The 19,726-nt window shown below is 49.0% G+C and carries 18 protein-coding genes and 1 riboswitch; of the genes, 7 read left to right on the top strand and 11 right to left on the bottom strand.

Going from position 1 to position 19,726, the window contains the following annotated elements:
* Positions 1-62 precede the first annotated feature (62 nt).
* Entirely contained in the window at positions 63-1,235 is a 1,173-nt protein-coding gene (locus tag BHE18_RS16995; protein WP_071619712.1) for a phosphoglycerate dehydrogenase, read from the bottom strand.
* The gene (gene serC / locus BHE18_RS17000; protein WP_071619713.1) at positions 1,235-2,320 is read right to left on the bottom strand and encodes a 3-phosphoserine/phosphohydroxythreonine transaminase; all 1,086 of its coding nucleotides are present in this window, start codon (positions 2,318-2,320) and stop codon (positions 1,235-1,237) included. Before serC ends, BHE18_RS16995 begins: the two co-directional genes overlap by 1 nt.
* Positions 2,321-2,828: 508 nt before the next feature.
* Between serC and BHE18_RS17005 the strand changes: the two genes are divergently transcribed.
* The 4 genes from BHE18_RS17005 (at position 2,829) to BHE18_RS17020 (ending at position 6,295) form a co-directional block, all read left to right on the top strand.
* Complete coding sequence (locus tag BHE18_RS17005) at positions 2,829-3,314, top strand: hypothetical protein (protein ID WP_141771915.1); 486 nt, start codon at positions 2,829-2,831, stop codon at positions 3,312-3,314.
* A gap of 458 nt (positions 3,315-3,772) precedes the next feature.
* Positions 3,773-4,663: an ABC transporter permease subunit gene (locus tag BHE18_RS17010; protein WP_071619715.1), complete on the top strand. Its 891-nt coding sequence runs from the start codon at positions 3,773-3,775 to the stop codon at positions 4,661-4,663.
* Positions 4,660-5,697, top strand: coding sequence for an ABC transporter permease subunit (locus BHE18_RS17015; protein ID WP_071619716.1), 1,038 nt, complete (start codon positions 4,660-4,662; stop codon positions 5,695-5,697). The genes BHE18_RS17010 and BHE18_RS17015 overlap by 4 nt, the downstream gene beginning before the upstream one ends.
* Complete coding sequence (locus BHE18_RS17020; protein WP_071619717.1) at positions 5,684-6,295, top strand: hypothetical protein; 612 nt, start codon at positions 5,684-5,686, stop codon at positions 6,293-6,295. Before BHE18_RS17015 ends, BHE18_RS17020 begins: the two co-directional genes overlap by 14 nt.
* Positions 6,296-6,345: 50 nt before the next feature.
* Here BHE18_RS17020 and BHE18_RS17025 read toward each other — a convergent pair whose 3' ends face one another.
* Together BHE18_RS17025 and BHE18_RS17030 are read right to left on the bottom strand one after the other, a co-directional pair.
* Complete coding sequence (locus BHE18_RS17025; RefSeq protein WP_071619718.1) at positions 6,346-7,668, bottom strand: TrkH family potassium uptake protein; 1,323 nt, start codon at positions 7,666-7,668, stop codon at positions 6,346-6,348.
* 3 nt (positions 7,669-7,671) lie between these two features.
* Entirely contained in the window at positions 7,672-8,328 is a 657-nt protein-coding gene (locus BHE18_RS17030) for a potassium channel family protein (RefSeq protein ID WP_071619719.1), read from the bottom strand.
* 582 nt (positions 8,329-8,910) lie between these two features.
* Positions 8,911-9,111: riboswitch (cyclic di-AMP (ydaO/yuaA leader) on the bottom strand.
* A 176-nt stretch (positions 9,112-9,287) separates the two neighbouring features.
* Here BHE18_RS17030 and BHE18_RS17035 point away from each other — a divergent pair.
* A complete protein-coding gene (locus tag BHE18_RS17035; RefSeq protein WP_071619720.1) occupies positions 9,288-10,136 on the top strand; it encodes a DUF1206 domain-containing protein in 849 nt (282 codons plus the stop codon).
* A gap of 139 nt (positions 10,137-10,275) precedes the next feature.
* Positions 10,276-10,860, top strand: coding sequence for a TVP38/TMEM64 family protein (locus tag BHE18_RS17040; RefSeq protein ID WP_171910736.1), 585 nt, complete (start codon positions 10,276-10,278; stop codon positions 10,858-10,860).
* A gap of 285 nt (positions 10,861-11,145) precedes the next feature.
* Here BHE18_RS17040 and BHE18_RS17045 read toward each other — a convergent pair whose 3' ends face one another.
* The 3 genes from BHE18_RS17045 to BHE18_RS17055 form a co-directional block, all read right to left on the bottom strand.
* On the bottom strand, positions 11,146-12,180 hold the full coding sequence (locus BHE18_RS17045; protein WP_235860361.1) for an ABC transporter permease: 1,035 nt from the start codon (positions 12,178-12,180) through the stop codon (positions 11,146-11,148).
* Positions 12,177-13,049 carry an ABC transporter permease subunit gene (locus BHE18_RS17050; protein ID WP_071619721.1) on the bottom strand — a complete coding sequence of 291 codons (873 nt, stop codon included), beginning with the start codon at positions 13,047-13,049 and terminating at the stop codon, positions 12,177-12,179. The genes BHE18_RS17045 and BHE18_RS17050 overlap by 4 nt, the downstream gene beginning before the upstream one ends.
* Before the next feature lie 112 nt (positions 13,050-13,161).
* Entirely contained in the window at positions 13,162-14,286 is a 1,125-nt protein-coding gene (locus BHE18_RS17055) for an MBL fold metallo-hydrolase (protein WP_071619722.1), read from the bottom strand.
* Between the two features lie 270 nt (positions 14,287-14,556).
* Between BHE18_RS17055 and BHE18_RS17060 the strand changes: the two genes are divergently transcribed.
* The gene (locus tag BHE18_RS17060) at positions 14,557-15,783 is read left to right on the top strand and encodes a dicarboxylate/amino acid:cation symporter (protein ID WP_071619723.1); all 1,227 of its coding nucleotides are present in this window, start codon (positions 14,557-14,559) and stop codon (positions 15,781-15,783) included.
* 44 nt (positions 15,784-15,827) lie between these two features.
* Here the strand turns inward: BHE18_RS17060 and BHE18_RS17065 are convergent, their stop codons facing one another.
* The 4 genes from BHE18_RS17065 to BHE18_RS17080 all read right to left on the bottom strand — a co-directional run bounded on the left by BHE18_RS17065 (position 15,828) and on the right by BHE18_RS17080 (position 19,405).
* Complete coding sequence (locus tag BHE18_RS17065) at positions 15,828-17,024, bottom strand: PDZ domain-containing protein (RefSeq protein WP_071619724.1); 1,197 nt, start codon at positions 17,022-17,024, stop codon at positions 15,828-15,830.
* A 349-nt stretch (positions 17,025-17,373) separates the two neighbouring features.
* A complete protein-coding gene (locus BHE18_RS17070) occupies positions 17,374-18,402 on the bottom strand; it encodes an alpha/beta fold hydrolase (RefSeq protein ID WP_071619725.1) in 1,029 nt (342 codons plus the stop codon).
* A gap of 5 nt (positions 18,403-18,407) precedes the next feature.
* Positions 18,408-18,629: a hypothetical protein gene (locus BHE18_RS17075; protein ID WP_071619726.1), complete on the bottom strand. Its 222-nt coding sequence runs from the start codon at positions 18,627-18,629 to the stop codon at positions 18,408-18,410.
* 14 nt (positions 18,630-18,643) lie between these two features.
* Positions 18,644-19,405: an SDR family oxidoreductase gene (locus tag BHE18_RS17080; protein ID WP_071619727.1), complete on the bottom strand. Its 762-nt coding sequence runs from the start codon at positions 19,403-19,405 to the stop codon at positions 18,644-18,646.
* Positions 19,406-19,726 lie beyond the last annotated feature (321 nt).

Here is a 19,726-nt window from a genome sequence, read left to right on the forward strand (position 1 = left end):
TTATTCCGAGTGAGTGTCTCTTACACATTCTTCTCGGGATAAGGGAGTTCTAGTCATCCTTTTTAGATGAGGCGCACCGATACGACGCCATCGATGGCTTTCAATTTTGTTTTGACATCGTTCTGCTCTTCTTCAGTCAGCTTTTGGTCTAGGTCGATCATCGTGTAGGCCCATGTGTTCTTACTGCGGTTGATCATGTCGGCGATGTTGACGGCATAGCCGGATAAGGTCGTCGTGATGCCCCCGACCATGTTCGGGATGTTTTTGTGCATGACGGACAGACGCATCTTGCCGCTGTATGGAAGGTCCACGTCCGGCAGGTTGACGGCGTGCTTGATGTTCCCTGTCTCAAGATACGTTTTCAGCTGCTGCGCCGCCATGACGGCGCAGTTTTCTTCCGATTCGACGGTGGAAGCGCCGAGATGCGGAACAGGGATGACATTTTTCAATCCCAGGACCTTTTCATTTGGAAAATCGGTGACGTATTTTTTGACGGTGCCCGCGTTCAATACCTCACCGAGGGCATGCTCATCAACCAGTTCCCCTCGTGAGAAATTGAGGAGGGTGATGCCTTTTTTCATGCGCAGAAAGCTGTCATTGTTCACGAAATGCTTCGTCTTGTCCGTAAGGGGGATATGGAATGTGACAAAATCGCACTGCGCCCAGACGTCTTCGATGTTATGGGCGCGTTTCACGTCCTGTGACAGTCTCCAAGCGGCATCGACTGAGATGAACGGATCGTAAGCGACGACATCCATTCCGAGTGCGAGGGCGTCATTCGCGACAAGGACACCGATGGCACCGAGACCGACGACACCGAGCTTTTTCCCCTTGATTTCACTTCCGACGAATTCCTTTTTCTTTGCCTCGACGACCGAGGCTGCATGTTCCTCTCCATGAAGCGTCTGCGCCCAGCCCACCGCAGAATAGAGATTGCGTGCAGAAGCGATCAGATTGGCAAGCACAAGTTCCTTAACGGCATTGGCATTCGCCCCCGGCGTGTTGAACACGACGATCCCCTTCTCGGTACAGTCATCGACCGGGATATTGTTCACGCCCGCACCGGCACGCGCAATCGCTTTTAACGACGGAGGGAATGAGAAATCATGTAGATCCTTGGACCTGACGAGCAGGCCGTCGGGATCTCCCTCCCCGTTCAGGAGATAGTTGAGATCATCCTCTATTAATGAAAGTCCGCTTTTGGCTATCGCATTGTACGTATTGATTGTCAGCATCATGATCCTCCTTCACTCAGTTCGCGTTCAAAGTTTTTCATGAAATCGATGAGCTCCTTCACACCCTCGAGCGGCATCGCGTTGTAAATGCTTGCGCGCATGCCCCCGACAGAACGGTGACCTTTCAGGAACTCTAAGCCTGCTTCCTTTGCTTCCTTTAAAAATCTGGCATTCACTTCATCTTTTTCTGCAGTAAAAGGGATGTTCATGAGTGACCGGTTTTCCGGTGAAACCGGGTTATGGAAGAGACCGGACTGATCGATCGCCGAGTACAGCAGCTCCGCTTTTTCCCGGTTGCGCGCTTCCATCCCCTCTAATCCGCCATTGTCTTTCACCCATTGAAGCACGAGTTTCAATACATAGATGGAGAAGGTCGGCGGGGTGTTGAACAACGAGCCGTGCTTTACATAGGTGTCGTAATCCAGGAGTGCCGGACAATGCTCAGGCGCATTGCCGACAAGGTCCTTGCGGATGATCGCGACCGTGACTCCGGACGGTCCGAGATTTTTTTGGGCGCCGGCGTATATGAGACCGAATTTTGATACATCCAGTCCCTCTGACAGGATATGCGAGGACATGTCGGCGATCAGCGGGATGTCCCCGGTCTCGGGATAGCCGTTGAACCGCGTTCCTTCTATTGTATTATTCGAGGTGATATGTACATACCGGGCGTCTTTTGAAAAATCATCACGAGAAAATTGCGGGATGCTATGTTGATTTTCCATCTCATGCGTCCTCACTTCCCCGACTTTATCCGCTTCTTTCACCGCTTTTTTCGACCAGCTGCCGGTGACGATATAGTCGGCGGTCTGGCCCGGGCCGAGCAGATTCAGCGGAATCATCGAAAATTGCAGGGAAGCCCCGCCCTGCATGAACAGCACATGATAATCGTCCGGAATGCTTAGCAGCTCACGGAGCAGTGCTTCGGCCCCGTCGATGATTTCCTGGAATGCAGCGGAACGGTGACTGAGCTCCATCACGGACATGCCTGTCCCTTCATAATCAAGCAGTTCACTCTGCACTTTTTCGAGTACCGGCTTCGGCAGCACCGCGGGACCTGCCGAGAAATTATAAACAGTTTTCATTTATGACACCACCCTATCTGAAAGTTCCGATTTTTTTCAAATTATAGTGAAATCGCGCGGCTGCGTCAATCCCACTCTACCCACATGTAAACGCTTAATCACCCCCTTTTTTGTCCATTTTCCTATTCATCGTATCGTTCTATATGTTTTTGAAAAAAGATTGGAGGTCCCTCCCTCGCTGCGGTGAAGCAGCAAAGAACCGGCTTTTAATACGAAAGAATCGAAACTTTCGGATGTTCACTTTTTCACATTTTCAAGGGATATTGTGGAAACTGTATAGTATAATAGGTAAATAATTCGAGTATGTAATTATGTAATCGTTGAAGTTACCAAGGGGCCAATTTCTTTACAAGAACACTTATCGTTTGATTTACCAGTGGGGTGATATTAATTGGGAAATTTAAAAATAGTGTGCTTGCTGCTGGGTTTCCTTCTCTTATTGTCCGGTTGCAGAGTAGTCTTAGTGGACCCTTCGCTGGAGGCTCCTGAGCCCGAGAAATCTGCCCCCTTGCAGGAACAGATTAATCTGCAGGCTCATATTCAGTATGATAATCGAAAAATTGTGTTCCGGGGAGAGACGGACCTTCCTGAAGGAACCATCCTTGAAGCCTCAAAGATGGAATATCCGATAGGAACAGAACCATTTTCTGTAGAAGTTGGAGCTGCCGACCCGCTTAAGGAGACCAAAGCAGCTGAAAAAGCCGAGGTAGCGAAAGAAGGTACATTTCTAGTCGTTTTGAAAAGGGATCCCCAGAAACGTTATCAGATATCCCTTCAATTCAGACCGGAATTGCAACCCGTTCCGATAAAAGAAATATACGGTGACACAGGGGACAGCATCGGAGCGAGCGAAGGACTTTTCAACTATGAAGATAACGGGACCGAATACACCGGAATAGCCTTATTTGCCCCGCTTAATACGATTGATGATGCAGGTTTTTGGATGGGGAGGCTTGAAATGAGGCCAAATCAAAAAGATGCGAGACCATACTGATATCAGATTCAATGAGGGTGGACAAAAATAATATAGTCTAAGTAGAACCCAAACTAATTTGCCATGAGATGAGGCAAATTAGTTCGGGTTTTTAATTTGTTGTACATTTAATTCAGCGATTGATTGGAGTGCAAGACGAAGACTCCTGCGGGAAAAGCGTGTTAGGTGAGACCCCGCAGGAGCGTCGCGACGAGGAGGCTCACCAACCGCCCGCGGAAAGCGAAGTCTTGCACGGAAATCATTAGCGTTATTTAAATCACCTCTATAATATTCGCCCATAAAGCCTAGGGTCTTCATAGTCGTACCGGTTTTTTATAACCATATTACACTGTCTTCACCAGTGGTTTTAAAGACATTGAGGGAATAAAGTGGAAATGATATAGTATAATAGGTAAATAGTTTGAAAATTTTGTAATATAATTGTAATCGAAGCGCCATTTAATCAGGGAGGGATTTTTATGAAAAAACAGCTCCTCCGGCTGCCCCTTCAATTCATCCTGACGTGTCTGGGTCTATTCCTTTTCAGCGGGGCCGGGTCGCTGCTTATGTACGACCATGAACTTGTGATACATATCGCTAAATATATTCATACACTCCAACTGATCGGTAAGGACCTGCTCGATCCGGGGTCCATTTTTGTACAAGTCGAAGCGGACGGGAAGGAATATCCGATCTTCCCGATGATGCTGAAGCTGTTCGGCTATTCATTCCTGCTGCTGGTGACGTCTTTTTTCATTGCGGTTGTGAGTGCTGCCGTATTAAGCTATCTGGCCATGCTCCTTCCCCGAAGGGCCCACCGGTTTTTTCTGAGGATCCTTGAATTGCTCGATTCGCTTCCGGATGTGCTCGTTGTGGTGTTCCTGCAGTTGTTCATCATCTTTCTGTTCAAGAAGACCGGCATTCTTTTCTTCGATATCTATGCCCTTGGGGAAGAGAGGATCTATATGCTGCCAATCTTTTGTTTAGCGGTGATGCCGGTTGCGTTTCTGGTCAAAAATTTCTTGTTCCAGCTGCGGGAAGAAGGAGATAAACCGTACGTTGAATTTTCTTTTTCCAAAGGGTTCTCGAAGGCTTATACACTGTGGGTCCATTTGTTCAGGAATGTGTGGGTCAGTTTTTATTATCATATCAAGCCGATTTTCCTGCTGATGCTCTCGAATCTGTTGATCATTGAGATCCTGTTCAACATCAATGGTTTCATGGTGGCGATGCTGTCGACCGCTGTCAGCAAGCCGAGTGCTTTTTTCATTGGCATGCTGATGGTGTATATCCCTTTCTTTCTATTATTCAGTCTGGGTCAGCTGTTATTGACAAAATACACGGGCATCCATGAGGAGGCGGAAGCATGAGTGTATTCAAAACGATTCGATTTTGGATTCCGATCTTAATCCTGCTCGCCATGATCATCGGCAGTTACATCATCCCTGTCTTGAATCCTGATTTTCAAGAATCAGGGCCGGCTTATATGAAAGATGAGGAAACTGGCAGGGTGGTCGCGGCACCTGTTTATTCCATTTCCGAGATGCCCCCGTTCGGAAGTGACAAGCTCGGAAGGAATCTATTCATCATCCTGGTGGCAGGTGCTAAATACACGCTGTTATCAGCGATCGTCATCGCCTTATTAAGAATGACGGGCGGATTTATCACGGGTGTGCTGTATGCCTTTCTTCCCCGCTGGTTCCGGGCAGGGGCAAAAGGGCTGTTGGACACATTTAATTTCATCCCGCTTGCCATCATTGCCTATATCCTGCTGTATCCGCTTCAGCTTGCATTCGCGGGAGGATCGCTTCCCTCCTTCAGGTTCCTCGTCATCGAGGTCATCGTAATCGCCCTGATTGTCATCCCGTCTCTCGGGATGTACGTCGGACAGGGGATGCATGATTTCCTGAAGCAGGATTTCATCTCGGCTTCGAGGACGATGGGAGCGGGGCGTTTTCACCTGATCCGGAAGCACTTGTGGCCATATTTCAGCCGCCAGTCGATCGTGCTGTTCTCGGAACAGCTCGCTCAGACGCTTCTTCTCCTTGTACAGCTCGGCATCCTGCATATTACGCTGGGAGGATTGATCACGGAAAATTTCGGCGTCCTGGAGTTCATCCCACAGTATTTCTCGGTGACCAATGAATGGGCCGCCACGATGAGCATCAACATCCAGCAGGTCTTCAACAAGCCGATGCTCCTGCTCGCACCGCTGCTGTTTTTTGCGGTATCGATCTACTGTGTGAATCAAATCAGTTCCGTTCTGAGACAGGTGCTGATCGAGGGACAGACGGTCAAGGCGGGTTCTGGTAAAAATGACAGCCGCGCGGAAGCTGCAATTTCTAAGCAGAGCATGGAGGATTTTCAATTCACAGCGGGGAGCGATCATCGTGAAACCGTATAGACTGCTGACTGTTCTATCGCTTTCCCTCCTCTTTATTCTGTCAGGCTGCCGGGTCGTCCTGGTTGATGAAACACTGGAGCAGGCAGAAGCCGAACCCGAACCAAAAGGAAAAGAGCCGATTTCGCTGCAATCAAAAGTCCAGTTCAGTACAAATAAATTGGTTTTCCGAGGAGAGACCGATTTGCCCAAGGGAGCTGTCATCGAAGCGAGCTTGACGGAATACCCTGAAACGGTCACTTTGCAGCAGGTCATGAATGCGGAAGCTGAGCCGTTGGCTGAAACGAAGGTCTCCGAAACAGGTGAAATAGGGGAAGACGGGACCTTTTTGATCGTCATGAAAAGGAGCGATCCCCAGAAGAGATATCAGGTATCCGTCCAATTCAGGCCGGAGCTTCAGCCTCAGGCGGTGAAGGACCTGTACGGGGAAACCGGGGAATACATCGGAGGGGGCGAGGGCTTTTTTGAATATGAAGCCGGGCAAACGGAATATAAGGGAATCGCTTTATTCGCCCCGCTTCCAAACCTTAACGACGGAGGATTTTATCAAGGGAAATGGGATATGCATGAGAATCAGGAAAAAGCGAGACCTTCCTTTTAAGTCCAAAAGAAAGACCTGTGCGGGCGAAGCACAGGTCTTTTTTGTATGGATCATCCAGTCATGATATCCTCCTTCGGATATCGGATCTTCTCTTTATCCGGTCTCGACAGTGAGAATGCAAGCGTCAACGGACCGAGTTTTCCGATGAACATGACGATGATGATGACGCTCTTCCCGATATCGGTCAGTGATCCTGTGATTCCCATCGACAGACCGACGGTACCGAAAGCAGAGACGATTTCAAAGAGGATCTCCAGGAACCCGGCACTTTTTTCACTCATGTTCATAATGAACAGCGCGGTGAAAACGAGGAATACACTCATTATCGATACGGCCAGAGCTTTGAAGATATGGAACTCACTGATCGTGCGGCGGAACAGGCGGATTTCACGTTTTTCTTTCAAAAACGCAAAGACACTGAGTGAAATGACGACGAAGGTTGTAAGCTTGATGCCCCCTCCTGTGGACGCGCTGCCCGCTCCTATGAACATAAGGAGGACCGTCAGGAGAATCGAATCCCGCTCCATGACTCCATAGTCAAGCGTATTGAATCCGGCGGTCCGCGGTGTCACGGCTGAAAAATAAGCCGCCTGCAATTTATCGAACAGAGACAGATCAGCGAGCGTGTGGGGATTGTTGTACTCAAGGATGAACAGGATGATCATCGCTGCCGTATTGATGATCAGTGTTCCCCACAGCATGATTTTTGTATGAAGGGACAACTTTTTCAGCGTCCTCTTTTTGTAAAGATCGACCAGAACCGTAAACCCTATCCCGCCGATGATGAATAACAGCGAAATCACAAGATTCACAACCGGGTTCCCTGCGTAACCCATCAGACTGTCCTCCCAGATGGAGAATCCTGCGTTGTTGAAGGCAGAGATGCTATGGAACAAACTGACGTACAAGCCCCTGCCCCATCCATACTCCGGCACCCATTGAGTAGCCAGCAGGACGACGGCGGCCGCCTCCACCGTAAAAGAAAAGTAAAATAAATATTTTACGAGTTTTATGACGCCGCCGACCGAAGTCTGATTCAACGCCTGCTGAATCAGCAGCCTCTCCTTGAACCCGATTTTCTTGCCGATCATCATAAAGATCAGGACGGCAAAGGACATGATCCCGAGACCGCCTATCTGGATCAGGCACATGATGATCACTTCACCGAACGTGGTGAACACAGTGCCCGTATCAACCACGATCAGCCCGGTGACGGTCATTGCTGAAACCGAGGTGAACAACGCGTCTAGCATCGAAATGCCCTCTTCCGTCGCAAACGGCAGCTTCAACAGGAACATCCCGAGGATACTGAAAAAAATGAACGTTATCACCAGCAGCTGCGGCGGGGTCCAGGGAGCGATTTTTCCCTTCATCTTTTATACACCTTCTTTTTCAAAGCGATTGATATCGCGGTTATGGCCGATCACGATCAGGAGGTCCTCCTTTTGGATGACTTCATCCGCAGACGGCGAGACGATGACCTCGTCACCGCGGTGTATGGCGATGATATTGCAGCCGTACTTCGCGCGTACATCCAGCTCGATCAGATTCTTCCCTGCGACCTTCCTGGTTGCAAGCACCTCCACGATACTATGTTCTTTCGATACTTCGATATAATCGATGATCTTTTCAGACGTGATGTGATGGGCGATCCTTCTCGCCATATCGCGTTCGGGATGAATGACCTTATCTGCGCCGATCCGGTCGAGAACCTTCTGATGGTAGGCATTCGATGCCTTGACCCACACTTCTTTGACGCCAATTTCCTTCAGCTGCAGCGTCGTCAGGATACTCGCCTCGATATTCTCGCCGAAGGAAACGATGACATGGTCAAAATTCCGCAGTCCGAGCGACTTCAGCACCGATTCATCCATCGCATTCGCCTGCACTGCATGAGTCGCGATGTCCTGGAACTTCTGGACGACTTCGTGATGGATATCGATCGCCAGCACCTCCACATTGAGCGATGCCAGCTCCTGGACAAGATTTCCCCCGAACCGGCCCAAGCCGATGACTGCAAATTGTTTCTTCATGTTGAACACCCTCCAAAACCTTTTTATTAGCTTAACCAATTGATATTATTCAACTCCGCTGCCGTGGAATGTCTGGCACAAGCAGGAGATGAGACTTGCCGTATTATCCTTCATTTTCGTAACGACTAACTGTTTATTTGCTGAGTCAAGCTGTTGATTGTAGTGCAGGACGCAGACTCCTATACGAAAAGCGGAAGGGCTTTGATCAGAGGCGTGTGGCATAAGACGAATCGTCCACGAAGGCGTTCTTTGCCTTCTTGGACGGTTTGGCTTATGACATGTGCCTCTAAGCCCTGCAGCTAGACAGATTGAAATGCGGAAGTGGGCGTTTTGCTCCCTTTGAAAAATGTTCTTCTGCTTTAGAGGCGTTTTTTGCCTCAAAAGCAGAAGGTTAATTTTCAAACGGGAGCAGACCACTGGAGCTGGACAGGGCCACCAAATCAATAGGAGGCTCACGGGTCACCCGCGGAAAGCGAAGTTCTGCACGGAAATCAACAGCGGTGTATAAAGTTCATACAAAAAAACAGCACAAAAAGACCACAAGGAATACACCCTGTGGTCATCATTTTTTGATCACAAGTATCATCCTCTCCCATTACGCTTACGAGGTTAGCTGACGGATTCGGGCGATGGAAGTAGCCCTACCTTATCCGCACACAAGGGTCCACCCTTAAGCTTAGGCGCCCAGGCCTATGCCTTTTAGATCAAGAACCTTGCAGCGATGAGGATTCACCCCGGTGACTCGGGTCCCCCGCTTCATATTGAATTAAGCGATAAAGAATATTTGTTTGATGATAGATATCATACTCCCCGCACCGTGAGTTGTAAATATGTTTTTTGTAAAAATTTCTGCCTTTCAATTGGAATATTTTTTATACGCCGTGAGGTTTCCAATCCCTTTTTACGGGGAAAAACCTACATAAGTAATACTAGATAAGTACCAGAAGGGAAGTAGGAAAATGGCTGATCTTTCAACGACCATTTCTAAAGATACAAGGAAAAGCAATCAGGGATCATCTGACATCAAACCATGGATCCGGGGATTCGCAAGAGTTGGATTTATCTCAAGGGGGAGCGTTTATCTCTTGATCGGTGCGCTCGCACTGATGGCAGCGTTCGGTGCAGGAGGAAGCATGTCCGATACCAGCGGGGCGTTCAGTGCGGTTGCACAGGCTCCGTTCGGTGAGGTCCTCCTGTGGATCGTCGGATTCGGGATCATCGGCATCGTCATATGGAGCTTCATCGAAGCAGTCAAAGACCCCGGACATTCTGACAGCTTGATGAAATCTGCATTCAGAAGGCTCACTCATGTCATCAGCGGAATCATCTACGGCGCACTTTCATACAATGCATTCATGATCGCCATGCATGCCAAGAGCGGGTCGGGTTCCGAACAATCCACCTCGGCGAAGCTCTTATCACAGCCGTTTGGTCAGTGGATCATCGGCATCGTCGGTGCCATCATCATCGGATTCGCCCTTCATGAAATGTACATTGCCGTAACTGGAAAATTCACAAAGGATTTCAAGCGTCATGAAATGTCCGAGAAGGAATGGGAAGCAGGCAGGAAAGCCGGAAGAATGGGGATATTTTCGCGCGGCTTCGTCTTCTTATTTGTCGGTTATTTCTTCACCCAGACGGCCATCACCGCAGACCCCGACAAAACGAAAGGACTCGACGGCGCCCTATTGGAGATCGCCCAACAGCCTTACGGTCAGTGGATCCTGGCCATTGTGGCGGCCGGATTGTTCCTTTACGGGGTATATCAGATTTTGAAGGGGAAGAACACGCATTTGAGTATGTATTGATAAGATTGATTTTTTTCGCAGAACAGAGCCTGGGGCATCCGGGCTCTGTTTCTTTTTGGTCAAAATCATGTACAATGTGAAAGGGTGAAAGTAACTAACACTTACCGGATTAAAAGACCATGATGAAGGACTGAGGCATTTGGACTGGCTGGCATTGACGATAAACGAAATCATTGAGGATCATCTCAGCGGCAGTGCTGTCCTGATCGCTTTTTTCAGCGTAGGGGTGAACATCGTGATCAGTGTCGCAGGCTTCCTTCCAAGTTTTTTCATTACGGCATTAAATATTTCATATTTCGGCCTTGAAACAGGGATTTTCCTCTCCATCATCGGTGAATCACTTGGTGCCGTCGTGAGTTTTGTGCTTTATAGGAAAGGGATATCCCTAGCAAAACCCGATAAAGTATTGGAAAACCGCTATTTTTTAAAATTAAAGCAGGCAGAAGGAAAGGAATGGATTTTCCTCCTCTTTGTCTTTCGGATCTTCCCATTTGTCCCTTCAGGGGTGGTGACGGTCGCCGCTGCATTCAGCAGTATCTCGGCTGGCGCCTTCACCGTGGTGAGCACCGCAGGAAAAATACCGGCACTCCTGCTTGAAGCGCTGATCGTTGTAAATGTGATCGAATCTTCAAGGGGAACGTGGATCATGCTGAGTGCGGCAGCATTGCTGGGGCTCGGTTATGCAGCTGTCCGGTATTGGCGGTTGAGGGGAAGACAGGGGTAATCGGCCGGCCCGCCTGGGGTTTGGCCGATTTTTTTTGCTTTGGAGTGTACCTGGTACAGGGCGGCTGTTTTGTACCAGGTACACGGGGGCTTGATTGTACCTGGTACAAAGGAGTGGAATTGTACCAGGTACAAAATGGAACTGATGTACCAGGTACATCCCGGACCCGATGTACCTGGTACACGAAGGGGACCGGTCCTGTGCCTGGTACAAAACGGGTGATTTGTGCCAGGCACCCAATCATTGAATGGTGCCCGGCAAGCGAACGAAACACATACCCTCTTTTCACCCTCCCATCGTTTCCCCCTCGGATCGCACTCTCTCAAAATCAGCCGTTTTCAACTCGTTCTTTTTCTCCACACCCTCCCCATTGTATTTCTCCCTGAACTTTTTATAAAAATAGGAGTGGCCCGATGTTGCGCGCACGTATCCCTCAATCATCAGGGCGACGGCGAACATGGCGCTCGCAAAGAAGAGGATCGGGGTGAGCGGTACCCACGGCGCCCCCTGCAGGTAGCGGAACGAGTCACCGATCAGCCCGGACCATTCATTGGTGCTGGACTGTGGTGGATCCGGGACGAAGGAATAATCGACGTCCGTTCCCCCGACAAATAGTTTCAGGAGCCCTAGGTGTATGAAAATGACCAGCGTCTGCATGATCTGCTGACCGAAAAGGACGACCAGCTTGTCTTTCAATGACGGGAGGATATGTCTGAAGATGATCCTGAATTTACTTGCCCCCAGCACTTTTGCGCTGAGGATGAATTCTTCCTTGTATACCATCGATACTTCATTTCCGAGCATTGACGAAAGGATCGGTACAATGAGAAGAGTCAGGATCAGGATTTCAATGATGAACCGTTCCGTCATCGTGGTGGTGAACCCATTGAACGGCTCCCATAAAACCGGGTGCAGCAGAAAATAAGCGATGATGGACAACGGGATATAGTGAAACGAATCGATCGTTCCGTTGATCGATTTTTTGAACCTTTGCAGGTAGGTGCCGAGCACAAGCGCAATCGGCAGGGAAACGGCGACTCTCAGGAAGGCGATGATGAAGGAAAGGATCAGCGTGTATTTCGCGCCGATGAGAATCTTCCCTAACATATCCAGGCCAAGCGGATCGGTGCCGAACGGATAATTCCATTTTGGCGAGATCGGCGCCGACTCCACCGGGAATCCATTTTCAGAAATAAAATAAAGCCGCCTTACCTCATCATCCCAGAGGATGGTATAGAGAAAGCTCGCCAGGATCAACAGAAACAGATACAAAAAGCCGCTGAGGAACATCGGATTCTTCCATACACTTCGTTTCATCATAATTCCTCCCCCCTGTTTGCCTTACGGGACAGCACGAACTCCCCGATGTTGTAAAAAAGGAAAAGAGGGATGAAAATGCTGAATAAAGCGAGTGTGAATAGTGTCGGCTGCAGCGTCGACATAAGGAAACGGGTGATGCCCGGTATATTGAACAGCAGCTCGACGACGAATAAGTTCGACAGCATGAACCAGACCGTTTTCTTTGACTGAAAGAAGACGGAGATGACGGCATTCCTAAGGATATGTACAATCAAGATAAAAAATTTCCCCAACCCGATTGATTTGGCAAGCTGCACGTAATCCTTCTTCTCTTCCTTCTCGAACGTCATGATCGTCAAACGGTACAGCTGGATGGACGGCAGGATGGTAAGCACCAGGATCGGGAGCAGATATATCTTCTCCTCATAAGTGGCAGCAATCCCTGCGACGACCTGTCCGGATTGTTTATAGTAAGCAAGAATGGCAAGCTGCAGAAGAAGGATGATGAGAAGATCGGGCAGTGACTCCAGAAGATAGAAACCGAATTTGATGGACTGCCTGATTTTTTCCGAGAACATCATGGTGAGGATCGTGAGGATGACGGCCAAGAGCATGGCCAGAAAGAAGGACGAAAACAAGACGGTCAGTGAATACTGGATCGGCTCCCACAGAAACGGGAACAAATCGCGCTCTTTCTGCCCGCCGATCACTTTATACGTAAGCTCGGATGGGTGGATGATTGCAGACAGAATCTCTTGGATTGTCGTCCAGTAGGCATTCCAGTGCACCTCTTTAGCTGCAAGTCCGGAAATGAGCACCGGCAGGCCGCCCATCAAGATGATACCGGCTGCAGATAAAATAAAATTTTTAATGATATGTAGCAGTTTCATTGCAAGCCTCCCTATTAACTCTATCATTAGTAAAATTATACCAAAAGATAGAGTGGTTGGAAGGGAAAATAAAGAGGGCAGGCGCCTGATGAGGCTGCCTGCCCTCTTTAGTTTACACTGAACAGTTGTTGGGACCTGTCTCCATACTCTGCTTTTCATCAGGATCGGGGTGGGATATCCCCATATTCGTCTTCCGGATTTCTTCATGGCTGTTCGGCTGCTCTGGAAGATTATCCGTGACCATGTGCCGGAATTTCCCTGCATCATCCACGTTCAGTTTCTTGTTTTTTTCATAGAGAGAGTTCAATTTATCCGACACACTCCCGTCCTCATTCAGCTCGCTCATTTGACCGAAGTGGGACGGAAGCACTGTAAGGTCGCCCGCCAGATTCTTATAGCGGTCATAAAGGGTTTCCCTCAGGTCTTCCACCCAGTCTTCCGCCTTTCCGGCAAGGTCCGGGCGGCCGATCGACTCGACGAACAGGATATCGCCGGTGAGCAGGAATTCATCGTTCACGATGAGGCTCGTACTGCCGATTGTGTGGCCGGGTGAATAGAATGGCTTGACCGGCACGGCTCCGACTTTGATTTCGCTGCCGTCCTTCAGCGGAGTATACTCGAATTCCACACCTTCATCATCATTTTCGGGAAAGTAGTAATCTGCACCGCACTGACCGGCGACTTCACGCCCTCCCGAGATGTGGTCGGCATGCAGATGCGTATCGATGACTGCTTTGATTTTCAGACCCTGTTCCTCAACGAAGTCTGTGTAAAAATGAGTCATACGGTTGGGATCGACGATGGCCGCTTCCCCGTCGGATTCGATGATATAAGATAAGCAGCCCTTCCCGAGACGGACAAATTGATAGAGCGCCCCGCCTTCCCCGGGAAGCTTGCTGATCTTGACCGGTTCGAGATGCCCGCTCCAGCCGTTCATCCCATCGACCACATGGGTGATTTCAGAGACGCCTGCTTCTTTCAGGACCTCCACTCCATCCTGCGATGAAATCCCCTTCCCACAAACGACATAAATCGGTCCTTCATCCGGAAGTTTCTCCTTCGCTTTTCCGGGTTCCTGCTTGATCTCCTTCAAAGGGATATTTATGGTGGTGACAGACTTCCCTTCAATCTTCCAGCTTTCATAATCGTCTTCCCCGCGGACGTCCAGGATAAAGACTTCTTCATTTTTCATGATTTTTTTGACCAGATCTTTTACTTCAAGTGGTTGAAGTGACATGGTTTAAATCTCCTCCCAATGTTATGTTCATATATCCCTTATACCCTGTTCCGTATTTACAAAACGTAAGATTGGAATGGAGAACCGATTTATTCTTTTGACAGACAAGAAAGTGTGTTGTATCGTAATTTAATCCCGACTATTACAATGTGTTTTTGTTTTAATATAGAATTGTTGCGGCCGGTTTTTTTTATGGAATGTGCGGAATGCTCTAAATAGAAGATTCCAATGGAATCCAATGGGGAAACTATTAATTAAAGGAGGAATTTTATGAAAGCGATATGGAAGGGATACCTCGAAACGTCCCTTATTCTAAAAATCACCGTGGCTCTCGTGCTCGGTGTGACCGCCGGGCTCATTTTCGGCAAAGATGCGTCCGTCCTCACACCGCTTGGCGACGTCCTGCTCAAGCTCCTTAAGTTCGTCATCCTGCCGCTGATCCTGTTTACGCTGATTGTCGGTGTCAACCAGACAAACGTAAGCAGTCTCGGCCGCATGGGTGGAAAAATGTTCTTATACTATGTTCTTACTTCTGCTCTGGCCATCATCGTGGGCATTGCCGTCGCCAGCCTGTTCAACCCGGGGACCGGAATGACGCTCGACACGGACGAATCGTTCGAAGTACCTGAAAATCCGGGAATCGTGAGTGTATTATTGAATATCATCCCGGAAAACATCGTGACTGCATTTTCGGAGTTTAACCTTCTCGGGATCATCTTCACCGCCCTCACCTTTGGGATTGCGATCTCGTGGCTGCGATCGAGTGAACAGTTTCATGAAATGGGTGAACATGTGTACAAGCTGGCGCAAGGATTGAATGAAGCGGTGCTTGTGATCATGAAAGCCGTTCTGCAATACGTGCCTATCGGGATTTTTGCCATCATGGCAAACACGGTCGGAAATCAGGGATTGGATACACTCGTATCGCTGGGCAATATGGTGCTCGTCCTTTACGCGGCGATTGCCGTACAAATCGGGCTCTATATCCTGTTCATGATCTTCTTCAAGATCAGTCCGGGGAGATTTTTCAAACAGGCACGCACGCCTATGATCACGGCATTTGTCACGCAAAGCAGCTCAGGGACGCTTCCGCTGACGCTGGATGCTGCGAAAAATCTTGGATTGTCAAAAAGCCTGTACGGCTTCAGCCTTCCGCTCGGGGCGACGATCAATATGGACGGGGCAGCGATACGCATAGCGGTCTCAGCCGTTTTCGCGGCGAATGTGATCGGTGAACCGCTGACGCTGACCGAGATGCTTGTCGTCGTGCTGATCGGGACACTCGCATCAATCGGGACTGCCGGTGTTCCTGGTGCCGGGATCGTCATGATCGCCACCGTCTTTGCACAGCTCGGTCTGCCGATGGAAACCGTGGCACTGTTGACGGCCATCGACGCACTTGTCGGCATGGGGGCAACGGCCCTGAATGTGACCGGGGACCTTGTCGGGACCGCGATCATTGATAAAACGGAGAAGGATGAAGCCCGGTCCGTTTAAGAGTATGTAAAAAAGCTTGCAGAAATTGATTCTGCAAGCTTTTTTCATGAGACCTGATGGCGTTCCCAGCCTGAATCCTGATCGGCGAACAGGATTCCGAGTTCGTGGTGATCCCCTTCGTACAGTGCACCCTGTTCAAACCGGTTTTCCCCGTTAGTGCCGAGGACCTCGAGTTTGCAGTAGGCACCGTTTTTCTGAAGGGCTTCATAGAATCCCCTTTCAGTATTCACGTCTGTTCCGTTCACTTTTAAAATGATTTCCCCGATACTGAGTGACAGTTTTTCGGCCGGTGTCCCTGGAAGGATTCCCAGGATCATGACGCCTTTCGACTGTCTTTTGTAATAATAAAGCTTGGAATCTTCCGCCGATCGGTGGCGATATATGAGCCAGGCGCGGCCCAGGATCGCAATCACTCCTGCAGCGACTGAAAACATCGGTGCCCAGAAGCCCGTGACGGCAAGTGTCAGGATGAAGGCTCCGAGCCAGAATATATGAGAGCCCATTTGCTTGATGGCGACTTCAGGCAGCGTGCTTTTCACAAGCTGCTGAAAACCGAGCAGGAACGGGACGCAAAGCAGCGAATAACTCTCTGTATCGAGTGTGAACACCGGCCACCAGTCGAATGGCAGTGTCAGATTGCCTGTCGGGAGCAGCACGAACATCGGCACCAGCCAAAGCTTTTTGCTTTTGTGGACCCCGACTTTCAATCCCCTCTCACTTTTGATCAGGCGCGGGGAAGTATGTTTCCATCCGTTCAGTTTGATGAGGATCCCTTCAATGAGGGTGAGAACCCCCGCAAGGACCATGACCGAACTGAGCAGCCCGAGATTCAAATCTTCCAAATACGTATGTACATAAGGTATTTCCAAGTCAAAATAATGAACCGTCACGAGAAGGAAATAAGAAAATCCGGTGGTGATCGCTGCAGACACAAGATGAAAATTCCTTGTGAGTGCAAAGAACACACTCAAAGCACCGATGAGCGTCAGGGCAAACACCGGAATGACCAGTCCCGCCCCTATGGTGACCAATGAAAATAGCAGCCCGACCGCGATGCCATATGATAAAAGGACGCGCAGATCATGATATCCATCCAGGAGACGCGTGTTAAAATCCTTTCGTTCCCTTTTCACACGAAAATAACCTGTCATAATTGCGAGCAGCACCGATAGAAATAATACCGGGTGCAGAATGAATTTCCCCAAAGCCTTTAAGACGTCCAGTAACCAAACCTCGACCAATGAAACGTCACCCCCTCTTTTAAACTGTTATCTATTATTTTATCAAAATCCCCCTCTAAAACCTATTGCAATTTTTTTCTGATTCTATTACATTCGGAAATCCAAGCGGGGAATTTCCCGGATATATACAGACTTCCGGGTATTTCGACAGCATATCCGATATTTTCCCGGGAAATGATGTCGGAATATCATCCCTATGTAAAAAATCAGCCGGAAAGAGGTATCTCCCCCGGCTTATCCTTTACTGGATATACTGTATCCAAAATTGCTTAAACACGACAAACGCAAACCCCAAATAACCGAATGGGAAATCGTCCTCAATTTCTTCGTAATACATGGCTTCCCTCCTTTACGCGCGTTCCCCAAGCCATTCTTTCAAAGGTTGGGAAACGCTGTTTTTTATCAAGCTTGCATGCCCGCCTTCCACCAGTTCCAGATGCTTGTCACGGCTGGAAACCAGATCCATCAGCGGGGAAGAAATACCTGCAGGGACCATCTGATCGTACCGGGATGAAATCATATACACATTCGAAGTGATATTCTTCAGATCGACCGTTTTCCCGCCGAGACCGAAGCCGCCGGTCAAAAGGGAATTCCGTTTCACAAAAAATTCGATCATATCCAGGGCAAAAGATCCTGTCATCGGGATATGGTCGTTGGTCCACTGGTTGAAACGATACCAATAGTAGGCATGCCCCGGATCATAGGATTTCGCCAACAGGGAGAGATAGGGTGAAAAATAGACCGGGGAAGTCAAGAGGCGCATACCCGCTTTCATCACGTAAGCCGGTATCGTCCCGCTGTGTGCAATCAGCGGTCCAAAATCCAGCTCCCCGCTTTTCAGCGCTTCGATCCATTCGCTGAATTCAGGCACCGATTGAAAATCGACCGGCGTGACGAAAAGGAGCAGGTTTTTTACGATGTCCGGCCGCAGTGAGGCATAGATGGCTGCAAGCGTGCCCCCGAGACAGAAACCGGCCAGAGAAAACATGGCTTGTCCGCTGTGCAGCAGCATCTGTTTTATTGCCGAATCAATGTACTGAAACAAGTATTCTTCGAGTCCGATGGAACGGTCCTCTTGCGACGGCTTCCCGAATTCAAAAAGATACACCTCATATCCTTCTTCTAAAAATCGTCCGATCATACTGTATTCCTTCGTCAAATCGAGGATGCTCGGCTTGTTGATCGGTGAGTACAAAAGGAACAACGGGATTTTACCGTTGGGGGCTTCCTGCTGATAGTGCCAGAGTGTGCAGGTGCCCTTTTTCCAAATTGCCTTGCGAGGGAAGTTCGGTTTCCATTCCTCATCCATTGTGATGGTATTGAAAAATCCTTTCCACCGCTCTATTTCTTTTAGTAAGTCAAGATTATCTTCCATTCGCTTCACCCCCCTTGGCTGACATGTCCGATCAGCGTTCTTTGATTAAGAAATTCAACAAACAGCAGCACTAAAGTCAGGATTTGAAGAATACTCATGATCATTTCCGTAACCTTTTTGTATGCTTCAATGACTTCCCTCTGGTTGATTTCGGCTTTGATTGCCTGATTGATCTCAAACTCGGTACGCGTTCCTGCACGCTTTAATTCTCTATACCATTCATCCATTCTTCATTCTCCTTTTATGCCAGGGCGGATATTCCGCCGTCCACGATTAAAATATGGCCATTCACATACTGAGAGGCGGCTGATGAAAGAAAGACAGCTATCCCGCGCAGATCTTCCCCTTCACCGAATCGTTTCGCAGGAATATGCTGCATAATCGCATTCCCCTGCTGTTCAAAAAGCTGTTTGGTGATTTTAGTAGGGAAGAAGCCCGGCGCAATCGCATTTACCTGGATATTATGAGAGGCAAGTTTGACGGCAAGATCTTTAGTCAGCGTGATGACCGCACCTTTACTCGCATTGTAAGGAACGGTGTCCATCAGCCTTGGATCCGTTCCCCCGAAACCTGAGACCGATGCGATGTTGATGATCTTTCCCGACTTCTGCTTCACCATCACCTTCGCCGCTTCCTGCGAGAACAGGAACGTCCCCTTCACATTCACTTCCATGACCTTGTCCCATTTATCAGCAGGCACATCCAAAAACGGACCTGCCCACGAAGTCCCGCTGTTATTGATCAAAATATCAATCCTGCCAAACTCTTTCATTGTTTCTTCTATTATATGGGCGACATCTTCTTTTTTCGTGATGTCACAGGAGAAGGCAAGAGACCTCACACCCAGGGCCGTCAGGGAATCCCGCACTTCTTCGCAGGCTGCCAGATTCCTAGAGCACACTACAACGTGCGCACCCGCTTCACCCAGGCCAAGCGCCATCTCTTTCCCGAGGCCCCTTCCGCCTCCCGTCACAATCGCCACTTTTCCTTTTATATCAAACATATATTTCCTCCTTTCTATTAAAATGGTTTCACTCTATATAATAGATTTTGGTTGAGAATTAGTGCATGGATTCAGGGGGGGATTGATAGAATTGATTGATTTGCCTGTTGGTTGGGACGGGTTGGGGTGGTGGGAATTGGGTTGGGGGGCCTGGCTCGATTATGGGTGTTTGAGCCAGGATTGGATTGGGGGTTTTGAGCCTGGCTCGATTCGGCTGGTTTGAGCCTGGCTCAGATTCGGCGTTTTGAGCCTGGCTCGATTCGGCTGGTTTGAGCCTGGCTCAGATTCGGCGTTTTGAGCCTGGCTCGGGGTATGGCGGCC

This window comes from Rossellomorea aquimaris (assembly GCF_001877785.1).
GTDB lineage: Bacteria > Bacillota > Bacilli > Bacillales > Bacillaceae_B > Rossellomorea > Rossellomorea aquimaris_A.